Source organism: Sulfurimonas sp., assembly GCF_041583195.1.
Classification (GTDB): Bacteria; Campylobacterota; Campylobacteria; order Campylobacterales; family Sulfurimonadaceae; genus Sulfurimonas.
The window spans coordinates 118,971-136,784 of record NZ_JBFHGL010000002.1 but is presented as its reverse complement, the minus strand read 5'-3'; the positions used below and the strand labels follow the sequence as shown (position 1 = coordinate 136,784).

At 33.9% G+C, this 17,814-nt stretch carries 21 protein-coding genes; 15 read left to right on the top strand and 6 right to left on the bottom strand.

Going from position 1 to position 17,814, the window contains the following annotated elements:
• Nucleotides 1-11: 11 nt before the first annotated feature.
• The 3 genes from ribD to fumC are packed head-to-tail and all read left to right on the top strand — an operon-like array spanning nt 12 to nt 3,135.
• Nucleotides 12-998: a bifunctional diaminohydroxyphosphoribosylaminopyrimidine deaminase/5-amino-6-(5-phosphoribosylamino)uracil reductase RibD gene (ribD, locus tag ABZA65_RS02490; protein WP_373070244.1), complete on the top strand. Its 987-nt coding sequence runs from the start codon at nt 12-14 to the stop codon at nt 996-998.
• Between the two features lie 7 nt (nt 999-1,005).
• Entirely contained in the window at nt 1,006-1,716 is a 711-nt protein-coding gene (ubiE, locus tag ABZA65_RS02485) for a bifunctional demethylmenaquinone methyltransferase/2-methoxy-6-polyprenyl-1,4-benzoquinol methylase UbiE (RefSeq protein WP_373070242.1), read from the top strand.
• A gap of 36 nt (nt 1,717-1,752) precedes the next feature.
• Nucleotides 1,753-3,135 carry a class II fumarate hydratase gene (gene fumC / locus ABZA65_RS02480; protein WP_373070240.1) on the top strand — a complete coding sequence of 461 codons (1,383 nt, stop codon included), beginning with the start codon at nt 1,753-1,755 and terminating at the stop codon, nt 3,133-3,135.
• A gap of 26 nt (nt 3,136-3,161) precedes the next feature.
• Here fumC and ABZA65_RS02475 read toward each other — a convergent pair whose 3' ends face one another.
• On the bottom strand, nt 3,162-4,190 hold the full coding sequence (locus ABZA65_RS02475) for a hypothetical protein (RefSeq protein WP_373070238.1): 1,029 nt from the start codon (nt 4,188-4,190) through the stop codon (nt 3,162-3,164).
• Nucleotides 4,191-4,288: 98 nt separating this feature from the next.
• Between ABZA65_RS02475 and ABZA65_RS02470 the strand changes: the two genes are divergently transcribed.
• Both ABZA65_RS02470 and ABZA65_RS02465 read left to right on the top strand, forming a co-directional pair.
• Nucleotides 4,289-5,875, top strand: coding sequence for a hypothetical protein (locus tag ABZA65_RS02470; RefSeq protein WP_373070236.1), 1,587 nt, complete (start codon nt 4,289-4,291; stop codon nt 5,873-5,875).
• Nucleotides 5,872-6,126: an EscU/YscU/HrcU family type III secretion system export apparatus switch protein gene (locus tag ABZA65_RS02465; RefSeq protein ID WP_373070234.1), complete on the top strand. Its 255-nt coding sequence runs from the start codon at nt 5,872-5,874 to the stop codon at nt 6,124-6,126. The genes ABZA65_RS02470 and ABZA65_RS02465 overlap by 4 nt, the downstream gene beginning before the upstream one ends.
• Here the strand turns inward: ABZA65_RS02465 and ftsY are convergent.
• On the bottom strand, nt 6,123-7,004 hold the full coding sequence (ftsY, locus tag ABZA65_RS02460) for a signal recognition particle-docking protein FtsY (protein ID WP_373070232.1): 882 nt from the start codon (nt 7,002-7,004) through the stop codon (nt 6,123-6,125). The two genes, ABZA65_RS02465 and ftsY, sit on opposite strands and share 4 nt — an antisense overlap.
• Nucleotides 7,004-7,579: a TlpA family protein disulfide reductase gene (locus ABZA65_RS02455; protein WP_373070230.1), complete on the bottom strand. Its 576-nt coding sequence runs from the start codon at nt 7,577-7,579 to the stop codon at nt 7,004-7,006. Before ABZA65_RS02455 ends, ftsY begins: the two co-directional genes overlap by 1 nt.
• Nucleotides 7,580-7,647: 68 nt before the next feature.
• On the opposite strand from ABZA65_RS02455, the gene ABZA65_RS02450 reads away from it, so the two are divergent.
• From ABZA65_RS02450 to arsC, 6 genes are all read left to right on the top strand, one after another.
• Complete coding sequence (locus ABZA65_RS02450; protein WP_373070228.1) at nt 7,648-8,196, top strand: 5-formyltetrahydrofolate cyclo-ligase; 549 nt, start codon at nt 7,648-7,650, stop codon at nt 8,194-8,196.
• Between the two features lie 11 nt (nt 8,197-8,207).
• Nucleotides 8,208-9,776 (top strand): ribonuclease Y, encoded by a 1,569-nt coding sequence (rny, locus tag ABZA65_RS02445; RefSeq protein ID WP_373070226.1) that lies wholly within the window; start codon nt 8,208-8,210, stop codon nt 9,774-9,776.
• A 132-nt stretch (nt 9,777-9,908) separates the two neighbouring features.
• Entirely contained in the window at nt 9,909-10,394 is a 486-nt protein-coding gene (locus tag ABZA65_RS02440) for a PAS domain-containing protein (protein WP_373070224.1), read from the top strand.
• Nucleotides 10,363-11,826, top strand: coding sequence for a methyl-accepting chemotaxis protein (locus ABZA65_RS02435; protein WP_373070222.1), 1,464 nt, complete (start codon nt 10,363-10,365; stop codon nt 11,824-11,826). The genes ABZA65_RS02440 and ABZA65_RS02435 overlap by 32 nt, the downstream gene beginning before the upstream one ends.
• A gap of 121 nt (nt 11,827-11,947) precedes the next feature.
• Nucleotides 11,948-12,196, top strand: coding sequence for a hypothetical protein (locus ABZA65_RS02430; RefSeq protein ID WP_373070220.1), 249 nt, complete (start codon nt 11,948-11,950; stop codon nt 12,194-12,196).
• 10 nt (nt 12,197-12,206) lie between these two features.
• On the top strand, nt 12,207-12,554 hold the full coding sequence (gene arsC / locus ABZA65_RS02425) for an arsenate reductase (glutaredoxin) (protein WP_373070218.1): 348 nt from the start codon (nt 12,207-12,209) through the stop codon (nt 12,552-12,554).
• On the opposite strand, the gene ABZA65_RS02420 is transcribed toward arsC, so the two are convergent.
• On the bottom strand, nt 12,551-13,444 hold the full coding sequence (locus ABZA65_RS02420; RefSeq protein WP_373070216.1) for a cation diffusion facilitator family transporter: 894 nt from the start codon (nt 13,442-13,444) through the stop codon (nt 12,551-12,553). The genes arsC and ABZA65_RS02420 overlap by 4 nt on opposite strands.
• A gap of 58 nt (nt 13,445-13,502) precedes the next feature.
• Between ABZA65_RS02420 and cmoB the strand changes: the two genes are divergently transcribed.
• Both cmoB and ABZA65_RS02410 read left to right on the top strand, forming a co-directional pair.
• Complete coding sequence (gene cmoB, locus ABZA65_RS02415) at nt 13,503-14,390, top strand: tRNA 5-methoxyuridine(34)/uridine 5-oxyacetic acid(34) synthase CmoB (protein ID WP_373070214.1); 888 nt, start codon at nt 13,503-13,505, stop codon at nt 14,388-14,390.
• Nucleotides 14,390-14,899, top strand: coding sequence for a PaaI family thioesterase (locus ABZA65_RS02410; protein WP_373070212.1), 510 nt, complete (start codon nt 14,390-14,392; stop codon nt 14,897-14,899). Before cmoB ends, ABZA65_RS02410 begins: the two co-directional genes overlap by 1 nt.
• Here the strand turns inward: ABZA65_RS02410 and ABZA65_RS02405 are convergent.
• Both ABZA65_RS02405 and ABZA65_RS02400 read right to left on the bottom strand, forming a co-directional pair.
• Complete coding sequence (locus ABZA65_RS02405) at nt 14,896-15,492, bottom strand: class I SAM-dependent methyltransferase (protein ID WP_373070210.1); 597 nt, start codon at nt 15,490-15,492, stop codon at nt 14,896-14,898. The two genes, ABZA65_RS02410 and ABZA65_RS02405, sit on opposite strands and share 4 nt — an antisense overlap.
• Nucleotides 15,493-15,500: 8 nt before the next feature.
• Nucleotides 15,501-16,094 carry an MBL fold metallo-hydrolase gene (locus tag ABZA65_RS02400; RefSeq protein WP_373070208.1) on the bottom strand — a complete coding sequence of 198 codons (594 nt, stop codon included), beginning with the start codon at nt 16,092-16,094 and terminating at the stop codon, nt 15,501-15,503.
• 22 nt (nt 16,095-16,116) lie between these two features.
• Between ABZA65_RS02400 and ABZA65_RS02395 the strand changes: the two genes are divergently transcribed.
• Both ABZA65_RS02395 and ABZA65_RS02390 read left to right on the top strand, forming a co-directional pair.
• Entirely contained in the window at nt 16,117-16,932 is an 816-nt protein-coding gene (locus ABZA65_RS02395) for a ferritin-like domain-containing protein (RefSeq protein ID WP_373070206.1), read from the top strand.
• A 70-nt stretch (nt 16,933-17,002) separates the two neighbouring features.
• The gene (locus tag ABZA65_RS02390) at nt 17,003-17,809 is read left to right on the top strand and encodes an NAD+ synthase (protein WP_373070204.1); all 807 of its coding nucleotides are present in this window, start codon (nt 17,003-17,005) and stop codon (nt 17,807-17,809) included.
• Nucleotides 17,810-17,814 lie beyond the last annotated feature (5 nt).

Genomic DNA, 17,814 nt, shown 5'->3' with positions numbered 1-17,814 from the left:
ATAATTTTTATATGAAATTAGCCCTTAAAGAGGGATGGAAATACCAAGGGTTGACATACCCAAATCCTGCAGTGGGCTGCTGTATAGTTTCACAAGATGGTGAAATTTTAGCAGTCGAAGCGCATAAAAAAGCAGGACTTCCACATGCAGAAGTTGAAGCACTAAAATCTGCATATACAAAACTAACTCATGACACAAAAATTAAAGACTTAACTTCCTCAGCAGATATACATGAGTATTTAAAAGAAAATCATAATAATATTTTTAAAAACTGCAGTGTATATACTACACTTGAACCTTGTTCGCATGTTGGTAAAACACCATCTTGTGCAGATCTTTTATGTGCTATGGGTGTTAAAAAAGTATATGTAGGTGCACAAGATAACAACCCCGAAGCTGCATGTGGAAATAAAAAACTGAAAGATTCAAATATAGAGGTTGAAAGTGGAATTTTAGAGACTGAATCGAAAGAGTTGCTTTACCCATTTGAGGCTTGGCATAAAAAAAGCTTTGTATTTTTTAAATGGGCTCAAAGACTTAACGGAACATACGATGATGGAATAATAACTTCTAAAGAGTCTCGTAAAAATGTTCACGATGTGAGGGACAAATGTGATCTTTTAGTGATCGGCGGTGAGACTGTAAGAGTTGACAGACCTACACTTGATGCAAGAATGGTTGATGGAAAAGCACCTAATGTGTTAATCTATTCAAGAGAAAAAGAGTTTGATAAAACAATACCGTTATTTGGAGTTGAGGGTAGAAAGGTTATAATATCCGACAGCTTAGATGAGATTAAAAACTACAAAAACATTATGATCGAGGGTGGAGCAAATATGTTTGAGGCTACTCGTGACATTGTTGATAGATATCTGTGTTATGTTGCTCCTAAGCTTGGTGGCAGTAAAGTATTTCAAACAAACAAGCAAGAATTTGAGATTTTAAATATACTCCAAGAAGACGAAGATATAATTATGTGGTTGAAAAAGAGAGGATAGTTAGCTAATGGAAAAACAGGAAAAAATAGTTTCAATGTTCGATGAGATAGCTCCGACATACGATACTGCAAACCGTGTTATGAGTATGGGTGTTGATAAAAGCTGGAGAAGAAAAGCATGTGATCTTGCATACGAATTCAAGGGTGATGACACACTTGATAAGATAGTAGATGTTGCATGTGGAACCGGTGATATGATGGAGTTCTGGAGAAGTCGAGCTGAAGTTAGTGGTATAGCTATCGGTGAAATCGTAGGTGTTGATCCATCAGAAGGTATGGTTGGTGTTGCACGTAAAAAATTTCCTAAATTCAACTATCATATAGCAAAAGCTACAGAGATCCCTCTTGAAGATGAATCTGCAGATGTTTTAAGTATTACATATGGAATCCGTAATGTTGTTGAGAGAAAAGAAGCTCTAGATGAGTTCAACCGCGTTCTTAAAAAAGACGGACTTGTTGTTATTTTAGAGTTTATGAAAAATGAAAATCCTTCACTTCTTGGTAAGATCAGAGACTTTTATATGAATAAAATACTTCCAAAAGTTGGAGGTTTTATATCTAAAAACCTCGAAGCATACGAGTACCTTCCTAACTCTATTGAAGACTTTTCAACTGTATCAAATATGATAAAAGAGCTTGAAGATGCAGGTTTTGAAATGCTTTATAACAAAAGTTTCTCTATGGATATATCTACACTTTTAATAGCTAGAAAAAAATAAGTTATAATATTCCCACTTTATTTTAAGGTGGATGTTATGACTGCTTATAGAATCGAGAGTGACTCTGTTGGAGAACTCAAAGTACCACAAGATAAATATTACGGAGCACAATCTGCACGCTCTTTATTAAATTTCCCAATAGGAATTGAAACAATGCCAAAGCCGCTTATTAGAGCTTTTGGTATAGTTAAAAAATCAGCTGCAATTGTAAATAGGTCATATGGAAGATTGGAGTCTACTATGGCTGATGCCATAATTGATGCAGCTTCTGAAGTAGCAGAGGGAAAACTAGATGATCATTTCCCGCTTTCAGTGTGGCAGACAGGCTCAGGAACTCAGACAAACATGAATGCAAACGAGGTTATATCTAACCGTGCAATAGAGCTTCTAGGTGGTGAGATTGGCTCAAAAATTCCTGTACATCCAAATGATCACTGTAATATGGGTCAGTCATCAAACGATACTTTCCCAACGGCTATGCATATAGCTGCGGTTTTAGAAATTACAAATAGTTTACTCCCAGCACTTAAACACATGTATAAAGAGTTAGAGAAAAAATCAAATGAATTTGGTCATATTATAAAAATTGGTCGCACACATACACAAGATGCTACACCTCTAACTCTTGGTCAGGAGTTCTCAGGTTATGTAGCGCAGATGAAAAATTCTATAAGACGAGTTGAGAGCACGCTTCCTGCATTATCTCAGTTAGCACAAGGTGGAACTGCTGTTGGTACAGGACTAAATTGTGTCAAAGGGTTTGATAAAGAGTTCGCTGCACAGGTTTCAAGAGAGACAGGACTTACTTTTATAACGGCTGAGAATAAGTTTGAAGCACTTGCTGCACACGATGCTATAGTAGAGGCTAGTGGTGCATTGAATACGGTTGCTGCATCTGTTATGAAAATAGCAAATGATATACGCTTTTTGGCATCTGGTCCAAGATGCGGTATAGGTGAGATTAGCTTGCCTGAGAATGAACCTGGATCATCTATAATGCCTGGAAAAGTAAATCCTACACAAAGTGAAGCTCTTACAATGATAGCTGCTCAGGTTATGGGAAACCATACGACAATAACTATAGCAGGATCAAACGGGCACTTTGAGTTAAACGTCTTTAAGCCTGTAATGATCTATAACCTCCTACAATCGATCAGACTTTTAACCGACGGATGTAATAGTTTTACGGATAGATGTATTGTAGGTATAGTTGCAAATGAAGATAGGATAAATAAGCTAAGAGATGAATCACTTATGCTGGTTACAGCATTAAATCAGCATATAGGTTATGATAATGCTACAAAAATAGCTAAAAAAGCACACAAGGACAATACTACACTTTTAGAAGCTGCGTTGGAGTTAAAGCTGGTAACTAAGGATGAGTTTAAAGAATGGGTAGATCCTACTAAAATGGTATAAACTCCCAATAATTAGGGAGTTTATTTTTATGCTGATTGAATAAGTTCAGATAGTTTAGAGTCTTTTTTTGCAAAGTCTATCTGACTTACAACTCCACTGCTACCGTCTTCATTTAAAAACAGACCGTTTGAGCGTATGCGTCCAAGTGTTTCATTCTCGTATGTTTTAAGATTAAAATCTTGTTCGCTGTAACCCAGATAAATTGCACCAATACCCATCTCTCCTAGAGCTACAAGTTCATCTTCAGTATCTGTTTTTTTCCAAATGCGCAGTGAGTCGAGAATTGAATCACTCTCATCAATCCAGCCGTTGTTGTCATCATCATAGCGTCTTAGATCATAAAAACCGTTTCCGCTTTGTGTACCAAAAAGCTCTGTACCGTCATCAATAGACCCGTTGTTGTTAGAATCGAGTGCTAAAAAGCCACAACCTTCACCGAGTTTTGAGATCTGATCAACTTCACCGTCACAATCAATGTCAAAAGAGAACTTGTTTGAATCCAAATTTGGAATATCACCTTCGAAGTTTAAAACAAGCGGATCAAAAAACATAGTTTTTGTAAGTTGATGTTTCTCTACGAATGTTGAAGATAATGAGAAGTCAATATCAAGTTTGATCTTCTGCGTAACTGTTTGAATACAACCCTCCATTGAAACATCTAAACACTCTTTATGCTCTATCTGTTTTGTTAGAGTCACCTCTTGGCTCATGAGTTTTCTTGGTTTAAAAGACTCAAAATCTACAGCTTTGAAGTTGTTTTTGGAGTATCTGTTTGAGATTATATCTCTTTGTATATCTTCTATTGAGCGGATATTCATAGTGCTGTTTTCTACAGAGTTATTGCTGAGTGATTGGATAAAGTTTTGAATAAATGTTAATTCAAGCCTTTTTGCAAACTCAATGCTACTCTCTATCTCTTGAACTTTTGTAGCCTTAGTATTTTGGATATCCTCACCTTGATTTAGGGATACCAACTCTTGCTCAAACAGGTGTGAAACTGTTGTGGAACTGCAATGTTTAGACTGCATCGCTATTGAGTAGTTTTCTATTTTCATAGCAAACCCCTTATTTGCCACATCCTTGTAAATAGTTTTTACATCTTGTATGTTTATAAAGCAAAAGAAGTACCCTTTATTTTTGCTATAATCATTAAATGATAAATTTAGTAAGCTCCAAAAAAGTAGACCTTATCTTACCAAACATGAACAAAGCGCTAAAAGAGGTGCTAAAAGATGCAACTCCCAAACAGTTAGAGAGCATCTCAAGCGGAAAAGATTTACGCTCTATTATGGATGGCATACTAAAACAAAGTTCAATCGATAATTCAAACGACAAAACGCTTTTAAACCTTGTTAAAAATAATCCCACTTTAAAAAGTTTGGGCGATGTTTCTACAACCATAAAAGATCTACTTAATACTATAAAAAACGACAAAAATCCACTTGAGATCGAGAAGGTTTTAAAAAATGTACTTGTAGATATAAAAGATGTTAAAGATGCTCAGCTAAAACAGAAGTTTGAAAGTTCAGGCGTATTTTTAGAGTCACGTCTTAAAGATGTTAAATCTCCACAGGTAGAATTAAAAAATATATTAAATAACCTGCAAAGTACTTTGGCAAAAAGCGAGTTTTCATCATCGCAGTCTATACTAAAAGATATACGTTCCATTTTGAGTGCGCATCTGCAAGAGCAAACTGCTGCTACGAAAGATATCCCGCAAGTAAAAGAGCTGGCTTTAAAACAAGATCTCCCTCTGATCGCACAAAAGTTAAAAAAGATAATAGTTGATCTAAAATCAGCTCAAACTTTAGCAGAACCGATCCATAAGCCTAGTGTAGAGAGTGCTATAAACAGACTTGAACATTTGACATCAAAAAATTTACTGCAGAATGTGGAAGATTTTAAATATCCGCAGATTAAAGATGCACTGGAAAATATAAGTATGAATCTCTCAAGAAGTTTTACATTAGAGACAAAGGGGATAATGGATGCATTAAATAAAATATTTGCAGCCCTAAAATCTGTTGAGCAAAATGTAACTAATTCAAAAGCTATGTTAGATAATTTTTTATCAAAAGGGATTGACCAAGATATAAACAAGATGACATCTAATTTAAAAGATCTTATACTAAAATCAGATCCTATTTTCTCAAAAGATATAAATAGTGCAATTCATAAACTGCAAACTTTTACAAACCCTCAAAATTTACATCCTCAGCAAAATGTTAAGGATATACTCACAAACGATTTTAAAGCGCTTCTTTCTCAAGCTGCAGATGAGATCTCAAAGTCAAATCATCCAAATAAAAATGAGCTTTTAAATCATATAGACAAGCTTGGACTACAGATTGATAACTTTCAACTAGTATCACACCTCTCAAATGCATCTTCTCTATATCTTCCATTTTCTTGGGATGGAATGCAAGAGGGAAGTATAGAGATGAAAAAAGCAGAGGACAGATTTTACTGCGATATTGATCTTAAACTAAAAGATTACGGAGAGTTAATGTTTAAACTCACACTTTATGAGAAAAACCAGCTAAATCTTCACATTTACACTACAAGCAAAGAGTTTCAAAGTATTGTAAAAGAAAATTTATCAGAGTTAAGATCTGCAATCATAGATGTAAATGTAACTCCTAGGGAGATAAGAATTTTTGAGCCAAAAGAGACAAATGCAACTATGGCTTATAATGATCCAAACGGCTCACTTGTTAGTGGATTTGAGGTAAAAGCATGAAGAAAAAAGCTGCAGCACTAAGATATGACAGGGCAAAAGAGAATGCACCTAGAATGGTTGCAAAAGGCGAGGGTAAAGTAGCCGACAACATCATAAAAATAGCGGAGTTAAATAATCTGCCTATTAAAAAAGATGAAGATTTGATTGAACTGCTTTCAAAAGTTGAGCTAGATAAAGAGGTGCCTGAAGCTCTGTACAAAGTTGTAGCAGAGCTATTTAGTTTTGTTTATAAGGTTACGAATAAAACTTAATTTTCTTCATCTGAGAATATAACATCTAATAAGCCATCAACAAACTCATATTTGTCAAACGGTGTAAGATTCTCAGGTAATTCACCTGTACCTACATAAAGTATAGGAAGTTCAAGCGCATAAGCTATAGAAAATACAGAACCACCCTTAGCAGTACCGTCAAGCTTTGTAATAATAATTCCGTCAATCCCAATCATCTCATTAAATGCTTTTGCCTGAGCGATAGCAGAGTTTCCTTGTGTACCATCTATAATTAAAACTGTTCTGTGCGGAGCACCACTGTGGGCTTTATCACATATACGGTTTATCTTTTTAAGCTCGTTTGCTAAGTTTGTCTGAGTATGCAGGCGTCCTGCAGTGTCTATGATCACATGATCAAAGCCTTTAGCTTTTGCAGAATCAATTGTATCGTATGCTACGGCAGAACTGTCATGACCTTGTTTTGATGAAACTATAGGTATGTCAAGTTTATTCGCCCACTGAGTTAATTGTTCAATTGCAGCAGCACGGAATGTATCTCCAGCACCAAGAATAACTTTTTTACCATCATCTTTATAGCGTTTTGCAAGCTTTGAGATTGTAGTAGTTTTACCGGCACCGTTTACTCCGACAATCAGTTCAACAAAAGGGGCAGTAAACTCTGGCTCTTTATATGTAGTGTGTGCAAGTGTAGCCAAAAGTTTTGAGCGAAGTATCTCACGTGTGATCTTATCTTGATATGTCTGATCTAGAATAAGCTCAATAAGTTCATACTCAACATCTGCTTCAAGTAAAATATCTTCTATTTCATCTTTTGTAAAGCTTATCTTCTTTTTCGGTGCTACAGTTTTTATTGCCTCAGCAGTTTTGCTAAGAGACTTTTTTATAAATCCAAACATTATATTCCTAAAGCCCTTTTTATATCGCTTTCAATAAACTCTTCTTGAACGCTTCCAACATAATGGGTAATATATTTTCCGTCTTTATATAAAACAATAGTTGGGATAGGATAACGCTCTCCCATTTTTAATGAAGATGTAATAGAGTTGTTCAGTCTCATATTTTGATCTGAATTTACTATTGTATATTTTGCGTTGTATTTTAGTCTAAACTCTTCTATCTTATCATTTATGATTTTACCCTCTTTGGTAAATTCAGGACGCTCAACCGTAGTACCTATAACAACTATTTTGTCTTTATACTTTTCTTGTAATGATGTCAGATGAGAAGCAGAAGCCTGACAAGGTGGACACCATGTTGCAAAAATATCAAATAAAATAACTTTTCCATCAGCTCCATTTACCATAAAACCGTCAGTTTCGTTTTTAGTAACTACAAGTTGTTTATTATCAGTAGTAGTTAGTACAAACTCTTTTGATGCTAAGAGATCATTTGCTTCATTATCGCTGCCGCAAGCTGTAAAAAATGTTATTGTTAATATTAGAGAGAAAATAGATATAGTTTTATTAAGCATAAATGCTACCTTTTTTATGTAAAATTGAAAATTAAAAATTTACGAAATTATAGCCACAAAGATTTAATATGATTCTTACAAAGAGCAGTTTTAGAAAAAAATGTATAGATGGAATGAAAAATCGTTCTAAAAATAGTTTTATCTATGATCAAAATATTATAAATAAAAAATTATTAAAGGAACTACAGGGTGTAAAGGGGAAAAATATACTTTTGTATTACCCTATAGATTTTGAAGCAGATATTAAAAAGAGTATTGTAAAGCTTAGGAAAAAAAATAATATTTTTATCCCTTTTATGGAAAATGAAAGTTTTAAGATAGTACCATTTAGATTACCGCTGCAAAAAAAGAAATTCGATATATACGAGGCGGGAAACAGTTTAAGAAAAATAAAAAAAATTGATATAGCTATTGTACCGGTTGTTGGTGTTGATGGCAATTTACAAAGAATAGGATTCGGTAAAGGGATGTATGATCGTTTTTTTGCCAAACTAAAAAAGAGACCATATACGATTTTTATACAGCCAAGAATTTGTTTTACAAAAGAGATTGTATGTGATCATTATGATGTAAAAGGTGATCTCTTAATCACAGCTGACAATAGGCATATCAAATAACAGGATGAAAAATGTTAAACGAAATGCTACTAGGTGGTGCAACAGCCACTATTAGTGGTCTGATCGGTTTTTTCATTTCTAAAAAAATTAATAATGCTAACTTTGATGTATATATACAGCAGGCAAAGGCAAAAGCCAATGTTATAGAAAACGAAGCACAAAATCTTTTAGAAAAAAGCCGCTTGAAATCTCAAGAGATTGAGATAGAGGCTAAAAAACATTATGAGAGTGCTAAAGATAGAGCTAGAGCCGATTTGCTACAAAGAGAGGAGACTGTTCTTCAAAAAGAACAGGATTTTCAAAGATTCGTAAAAGATGAACAAAGAAGACTTCAAGATGAGTTTTCTGCATTAAAAGCTAGAAAGATTGATTTACAAAGAAATGAGAAATCATTAGATTCACTTAAAAATAAATATGAAGACAATATACAAAGAGCACTTCATGCAATAGAGCATAGTGCAGGTATGACGCAAGATGAAGCAAAAGAGATGCTTCTTAAAAAAGTTGAAGACCGCTCACGTAGCGAGATAGCTCATATTGTACGTAAGTACGAAAATGAAGCTAAAAAAGATGCGAAGAAAAAAGCAAACTATATTTTAGCTCAGGCTACAAGTAGGTTTGCAGGTGATTTTGCTAATGAGTATTTGACAAATACTGTGCATCTTGAAAATGATGAATTAAAGGGCCGTATAATTGGTAAAGAGGGACGAAACATTAAGTCTCTTGAAACACTGCTTGGTGTAGATATTATTATAGATGATACTCCAAACTCTATAGAAGTTAGCAGTTTTAACCTTTACAGACGCGCCATTGCTACTAAGACCATAGAACTATTAATAGATGATGGACGTATACAGCCAGCTCGTATAGAGGAGATCTTTGATAAGGTTACTCAGGAGTTTGAAGAGTCTGTATTAAACGAAGGTGAAGAGTTAGTAGCTGATCTTGATATAGGTGTTATGCACCCAGAACTTATGAAGCTAATCGGTAAGCTTAGATACCGTGCATCATATGGTCAAAATGCACTGGCACATACATTGGAAGTATCTCATTTGGCTGCAATTATGGCATCTGAAATGGGTGGAGACGTAAGACTTGCAAAACGTGCAGGATTATTGCATGATATTGGTAAGGCACTAACACATGATGCAGATGGAAACCATGTCGATTTAGGTGCTGAAGTATGTAAAAGGTATGATGAACACGATATAGTGATCAATGCCATCTATGCACATCATGGGCATGAAGATATGGAAACAATAGAATGTGCGGCAGTATGTGCTGCAGATGCCCTCTCTGCTGCTCGTCCTGGAGCTAGACGCGAGGTACTAGAGAGCTTTTTAAAACGTGTGACTGAGATCGAAGAGATAGCATCGTCACATACCGGTGTCAGACAGGCTTATGCGATCAATGCGGGTCGCGAAGTAAGAGTTATAGTAAATGCAACTCTGATCAACGATGATGAAGCCATACTTATGGCAAAAGAGATAGCTGAAGAGATTGAACAAAAAGTTCAATATCCGGGTGAGATCAAAGTAAATGTAATTAGAGAAAGCCGCGCTATTGTCTACGCAAAATAAACTTCCATTTGGAAGTTTATTATAAACATCACATTTAACATTAAAAAATACTACTTAATAATAAATTAAATAACTTACATATATAATTGTGTCTTGTCGTATAAAAAAAAATTATACTTGGAGCCTTTCACCATGGAAAAGCATTTAGACGATGATGACTTTATTGTTTCAAAAACTGATCTAAAAGGTCGTATAACTTACGGGAATGATAAGTTTATAGAGATGTCCGGTTATTCAGAAAAAGAGTTGCTTGGGGCCCCGCATAATATATTAAGACATGAAGATATGCCAAGAATTGTGTTTAAACTATTATGGGATAGGGTGCAGTCTAGTGAAGAGATATTTGCTTATGTAAAAAACAGATGCAAAAATGATGATCATTATTGGGTATTTACAAATGTAACGGCTTCAGTAGATAAAAATGGCAACATTATAGGTTATTACTCCGTAAGACGCAAACCAAATCCAGATGCTATTGAAACTATTATACCCATATATAAAGAGCTCTTAGGTATTGAAAAAGTTTCAGGTGTAGAGGCTTCATTAGATGAACTACAATCAGTATTAGATAAAAATAAGGTGACATATGACGAATTTATCGCTAGCATTCAAAAATAATTCAATACGCTTATTGGTTTTTACGATAATTATTTTAGTAGGTTATCTATTATATTTACAAGAGTATATAGTTGCAGTTTTAGCTTTTTTATTTAGTGTATTGTCATTGTTTGTAAATAGTTCAAACTTTAAAACCTCAAACGATCCACTCGTTACTCAAATACATAAAGTTATAAACTTGGCTGCTAATGGAGAACTTGAATCAAGAATCAAAAATATAGATCAAAATTCCGAATTTGCAGATGTGGCAAAAAATATAAACTCACTCATTGATCAGGTAGAAGTTGTAATTAGAGAGTCAATTACATCTATACAGTCAGCTACAAACGGAATTGAGAATAGGGTGGCATACTCCAAAGGTTTAAAAGGTATGTTTGTTAGTACAATAAATACCATAAATGAAGCTGTTGAAAATATACATATCGGTAATAGGATGAAATACCGCGGAGAGCTTAGTAATGATCTACACGATTTGGGAGGCGGTATTGGAAAAGGGCTTGAACTGGTTCAGGCTGAGATAGTATCATGTAGTAATGAAGCAGGAAATATTTCAGATACATCGATTGAAGTGAGTAAAGATGTTGAAAGTACTGTCGAGGATGTAAAAGAAGTTAGTGCCAGTTTTGAGTCTCTTGCTCAAAATATATCTAGTAACGCTGAACTTATAGATTCATTACATCAAAGAACTCAAGAGATATCTGATGTATCAAACCTAATTAAAGATATAGCCGATCAAACAAATCTTTTAGCGTTAAATGCTGCTATTGAAGCTGCTCGTGCAGGTGAACACGGACGTGGATTTGCAGTAGTTGCTGATGAAGTTAGAAAACTGGCAGAGCGAACTCAAAAGGCTACAGAAGAGATCTCAATAACAATTAATTCTCTTAATCAAGAGAGTGTTGAGATAAAAAACAGCAGTGATATTATGTCAGATATAGCTGAGAACTCTATTGAAAAAGTGAAAAAATTTGTCAGTTCACTTGAAGATTTTAATAAGACTACAAAAAAATCTGCATGTATCGCAAAATATATTGTAAATATATTATTTACGACATTAGTTAAGATTGATCATATTATGTATAAATCTTACGCTTATTCAGCTGTTGTAACAGAGGTTGAAGAACACGAGTTAGGTAATCATAAAAATTGTCGTCTAGGGAAATGGTATGCAAATGAAGGTAAAGAGCTTTTTGGTGACACTAAATCATTCCTAAGTATAGATGCACCACATGCTGAGGTCCATAAATACGCTATGAAAAATATGGAATATGTTAGAGAAGGTACAGCTATGAAGCCTAAAAACAAGCAAGATATTTTAAATAATTTTATTGATATGGAAAAAAATAGTACAGATTTATTTAAAGTTCTTGACAGTATGGTTAAAGAGAAAAAAACTTGTATTGAAGAGGAATATCGTATTGGTGATTTATAGCCTCTTTAACTTCTATTCTAAATAAACTTCCATTTCGGAAGTTTAAGCTTTAAAATTAATTTTTCTACTAAGAATTTAAAAAAAATCACAAGATATAATTTGCAAAAATTAAAGGATTTTTATGCATAAAATTATTGTAGAAAAAGAATGTGGATGTTTTAAAAAAAGTGATTTAGTAAATAATCAAACTATAGAATCAAAAGATGATGCGCTATTAAGCGGTATGAATATGGTTAATACAATGAACTCTGAATTTTGTAGAAAACACAGTTTTAAATTACAAGAGGTTGGAGATGATTTTGTTATTGCTTTCGAAGAGTCAACATCAAATGGTTGTTGTGGTGGCGGATGTGGTTCACACCATCATTAAGGGTTAGGTAATGATACAGATATGGCATAATCCAAGATGTTCGAAATCACGTGCATCAATGGAGATATTAGAAAGCTCACAAAAAGAGTTTAGTGTAAAAAAATATTTAGATGAAGATGTAAGTTGTGATGAGATTAAAGACATACTTAATAAACTAAATATCTCTGCCCGTGAACTGATGCGTACAAAGGAAGACCTTTATAAAGAATTAGATGTTCAAAACATATCAGAAGAAGAACAGCTAATAGAGATTATGTCTTGTAATCCAAAATTAATTGAACGACCGATAATCATAAAAGGTAATAAAGCTGTAATTGGAAGACCTATTGAAAATACGATAGAACTATTAAGTTCTTAGTATTGGTCTTCATCAATATTAACATCTGAATCATCATATGGATCCATATGAACTAAGGCATGTACTTTTTTATCTGGAAAAAGCTGTTTCCATTCAGCTTCAATTTTATCTGCAACGGTGTGTGCATCATATAAAGAGATATTCATATCAAATACTGCATGAACAGAGATAAAAACATGTGAACCTGATTCTCTAGTTTGTAAAAAATGATAGTCATTTATATCCTCATGTTTTATAATGGCTTTTTGAATTTTCTTAACGTCTTCTTCTGGAAGTGATGCATCTAAAAGCATTAAAAGTCCCTCTTTGATAATAGGGATCGATGAGTAGATCATATAAACTGCAATACCAAGACCTATAACTGCATCAATAAGCTGTATATCTGTTAGGGCTACAAGACCAAGTGCAACAAGAACTGCGGCGTTTGAAAATATATCTGTTTTATAGTGAAGGGCATCTGCTTTTATAACAAGGTTTTTTGTTTTCTTTGCAACATGATTTAAAAACATAACCAAAACAGTGGTAATAACGATAGAAGCAACCATAACCATAATTGATTCGTTCATATAAAGCATATCTTGTGGATTGATAACTTTTTGGAGTGCTTCATATAAAATAAATAGAGCTGATAGAGAGATTACAGTACCCTCTATAACAGCGGCAAGAGGTTCCATTTTGCCTTTACCGAAGTTAAAATCTTCATCAGGTGCATCTTCGGCAGTATTTAGTGCAAAGAAGTTGAATAATGAAACTATAAGGTCTAAAAAACTATCTATAGCTGAAGCCAAAACTGCCACTGAACCACTTAAAATTCCTACAGTCATCTTCATAACTACTAATAAGCCTGCAACCGATGTTGATACTATGGTCGCTTTTTTCTCCAATCTCATAAATTTCCTTATTTATTTTTAGGTACAATTATAATAAAAATAACCTACGAAGAAGATTATGGACTTAGAAAAACTCAGACAAGAGAGAGAAAAATGGTTGACTTGGAAAAATATAAAACCATTAAGAGATGCACTTGATAATTTAGAAAGTGGGACATACAATATAGAACTAGGGGATGTTGTAAAGATAGAAGGGGAGTATGAAGGGGATATAAAAGAAGTAGCAAAAATGATGATGCCTTGGAGAAAAGGACCATTTGAACTTTTTGATACTTTTATTGATACAGAGTGGCAAAGCAATATAAAATATAACCTTTTACGTAAACATTTTAATTTAAAAGATAAAAGAGTTGCCGATATAGGTTGTAACAATGGTTACTATATGTTTCGTATGTTAGAGGATAAACCTGCATTATTAGTGGGTTTTGATCCTTCTCCGCTATATAGAACGCAGTTTGATTTTATAAATCATTTTGTAAAAAGTGATATAGTGTATGAGATGCTTGGAGTTGAGCATGCCGAGTTTTATGAAGAGAAGTTTGATACAATATTTTGTTTAGGCGTTTTATATCACAGGAGTGATCCTGTAGCTATGCTTAAGCAACTGTTTCGCTCTTTGGATAAAAAAGGGGAAGTTATACTTGATACTTTCTATATAGATGGAGATGAAGAGTATGCTTTGTGTCCTGAGAGTTCTTATTCTAAAATACCAAATATATATTTTGTACCTACGATAAAGGCACTTAAACATTGGTGTTTACGAGCTGGATTTGACTCTTTTGAGGTTTTAGAGACTTCAAAAACAGATGCCGAGGAGCAGAGAAAAACTGAATGGATTGAGGGACAGTCTTTAGAGGACTTTTTAGATCCAGAGGATAAAACTAAAACATTTGAGGGTTACCCGGCTCCTCAAAGAGTATATGTAAGATTAATTAAGGATAAGTAATGGCTGAAGAAAATGAAAAACAAGAAGAAGCTAGTTTAGAAGATGCAGATCTAGAACTTGATGAATATATTAGCAAATCAGAAGAGGTAGTACTAAAAACTCATCAAAGAATTCATAATGAATTCAGCGGTAGAATTGAAAAAATGCAAAGCGGTCATGTTGAGGTTATATTAGATACTACAAAAGATATGCTTGCAGATGATATGGGCCTTATTCACGGAGGATTTATATTCTCAGCTGCTGATTATGCTGCTATGGCTGCAGTAAATGAAAGAAATGTTGTTTTAGTTGCGAGTGATTGTCAGTTCTTATCACCAGTAAAGCTTGGAGATAAGGTTTTTGTTACTGCTACTGTAAGACATAAAGAGGGCAGAAAAAGAAACGTTAACGTTGAAGCATATGTACATGATATAAAAGTTTTTGATGGAATTTTTAAAACTGTAGTTACTGAACGTCATGTATTAAAATTGAAACTTTTAGAGGAAGAATCTGTAAAGCCTGAACTTTAGGCTTTAGCAGTTACTAAAAATATATCAAAATCTCTGTGAGGTTTGTTAATAGTATGGATATGTTTAAATGCTATATCCGTAAATCCACAATTTCTGATGATCGTCTCTAGTTCTTTCTCATCAAATCCAAAATGATGTACGCCTGTATTATCAGAATGAAAAGTCCCGTCTTCACTTGCTAAATCTGCTATAGCTATAAATCCGTTTTCATTTAGATTTGTTTTTATTGTTTTAAAAAAATCATCCAGATGTTCTACATGGTGAAGTGTCATTGAACTGATGATTCCGTCATACTTTGTATCTAATGGTTTTTTTACAATATCTTGGCATATAGGTTTTATGAAGCTTGTCTCAGTGTTTTTTTCTTCAAGTTTTTCAAGCATAGCTTCTGAAGTATCTACGCCATCCATACTTTTAACATCTTTTAGAACTTCAAAACCCAAAAGTCCAGTACCTACACCAAAATCCATTATATGCATATTTTTATTTAGTTCAATCTTCTCTTTAATAGCATGAGCTATAGAATGTGCATTTTGAACTCTTACACTTTTGTTATCCCACTCTTTAGCTTTATTCTCAAAGTTATCAGCCATTTGAAATCCTATAAGTTTTGTATCCAGTAATCAACATATTGTTGTTCTTGCTTTATAGTGGTTGGGTTACCATGACCCGGGTAGACTTTTTTGTCAAAGTCTAACTCTTTAAATCTTTTTAGAGAGTCTACCATATCTGATGGATTGGAGTTTGGAAAGTCACATCGCCCGATTGAACGTTCAAATATAAAGTCACCACTAAACATAGCATCACCAATCTCTATAGTTGAACATCCCGGGCAGTGTCCTGGAAAATGGCGAAACTTAACTTTAACGTCATCAAAGAAAAGTTCTGCATCACCGTCAACTTCAAAATCAGGTTTAGATGGAGGCAAACCTTCTACCCAGCTGCTAGAACTTAGCATCTCTACATCACCTTTTGGAGTGTATAGAGGAATTTTTAGTTTTTCTTGAAGCTCAGCATTGCTCCATACATGATCAAAATGTCCATGGGTATTTAAAATAGCTACAGGGTTTGTAACATTTTGCATTACCCATTCAGTAGCATCAACACCTGGATCTATTATGAAATCTTTGCCATCAATAGTCACTATATAGCAGTTCGTTTGATATGCTCCCATGGGTTTGCTTTTTATATTCATAAAATACCTCTATAATTCCGATATGAATTTTTACAGTGAATTAGAAAAAATAATTAAAACACAAAATCCACACGATAAATTTGTGAGATTTTACAGTTTTTATGATAAATATCAAAATAACGAATGTATTTTTGAGCAAAATTTTGAGCCTGAATTTTTTGAAGAGCCTTCATATGAAGGTGTATGTAAAATAGTCCCACCTCAAGTAGTACCAAAAAGAACAAATCTTACTACAAAAGATGGGCAGATCAACCTATTGCATGCAATAGCGCATATTGAGTATTCGGCAATAGATTTAGCTTTAGATGCTGCATATAGATTTATAAACTTGCCAAAAGAGTATTATGATGACTGGCTGGAAGTTGCAGAGGATGAGATTAGACATTTTAAGATGTTGGAATCACTTTTGGAGAGACTTGGTGCAAAGTATGGAGATATAGAGGTACATAATTCACTTTTTGAGGCTTCTCAAAAAACACAGACCTTAATAGAAAGAATGGCAGTAGTCCCACGTTATTTAGAAGCTAACGGGCTTGATGCTACACCTTTAATACTTAAAAAAATTGATAATTTACAAAAAGATGAAATTTTAGATGAACTTGTGAAGTCATTAAATGTCATTTTAGAAGAGGAAGTTTCTCATGTTCAAAAAGGGGATAGATGGTTTGAATATGCATGCAAACAAAATAAAGAAGATAAAAGTGTATATTTTGAGATAATAGACAAGTATTATCCGCAAGGATTTGACAGGGCACGTCATATTAATAAAGATGCAAGGCTAGAAGCAGGTTTTTCGTGTAGCGAACTGAAAAATATTGCACATAAAAATGTCTGTTAAAAGATTATGTGCTGCTTAGTAACCAAAATTAGATATAATTTAGATCGTTAAAGAAAATTAAAGGTTAGAGTTGAGTAAGTATAGTCAAATCACAGAGTTTTTAGAACATTTTTTAGACAATGAAGTAAACAAAACAGGTTTAAAAAATGTAGTGGTAGGTTTAAGCGGCGGGATAGATTCTGCCGTAGTAGCCGTACTTGCTCAGAGAGTTTTTAAAGATAAACTGTTGTGTGTTAAGATGCCTTCACATTATTCATCTCAAAGCTCACTCGATGATGCAGATGAGTTATGTAAAGATTTTGGTATAAATGCTATTGAATGCTCAATAGACCCAATGCTAAAACCTTATGAGGAATTAAATCCTGATATGGATAATCTTCGTCGTGGTAATCTGTCGGCAAGGTTAAGAATGGTAACACTGTTTGATATATCTGCGAAAAACTCGGCACTAGTTTTAGGTACGAGTAACAAAAGTGAGATTTTACTTGGATATGGAACTCTTTATGGAGATTTAGCTTCAGCTATTAATCCAATTGGCGATCTGTATAAAAGTGAAGTATATGAACTGGCAGATTATTTAGGTGTTAGTAAGTCTATTATTAAAAAACCGCCTTCAGCTGATCTTTGGGCTGGACAAAATGATGAAGAGGACTTAGGGTATTCGTATGCTGAGCTTGATCATGCAATGAAATTATATGTTGAAGATAGAATTTCTAAAGAAGAGATAGTAAAATCAGGTGTTAATGAAGAGATGTTAGAGATGATAATAACTAGAATTTTTAGAAATCATTTCAAAAGAAAGATGCCTGTAATTGCGAAATTAACATCTCGTACGATGAATCACGACTTTAATTATCCTAGAGATATTACACTTTAAAAGGA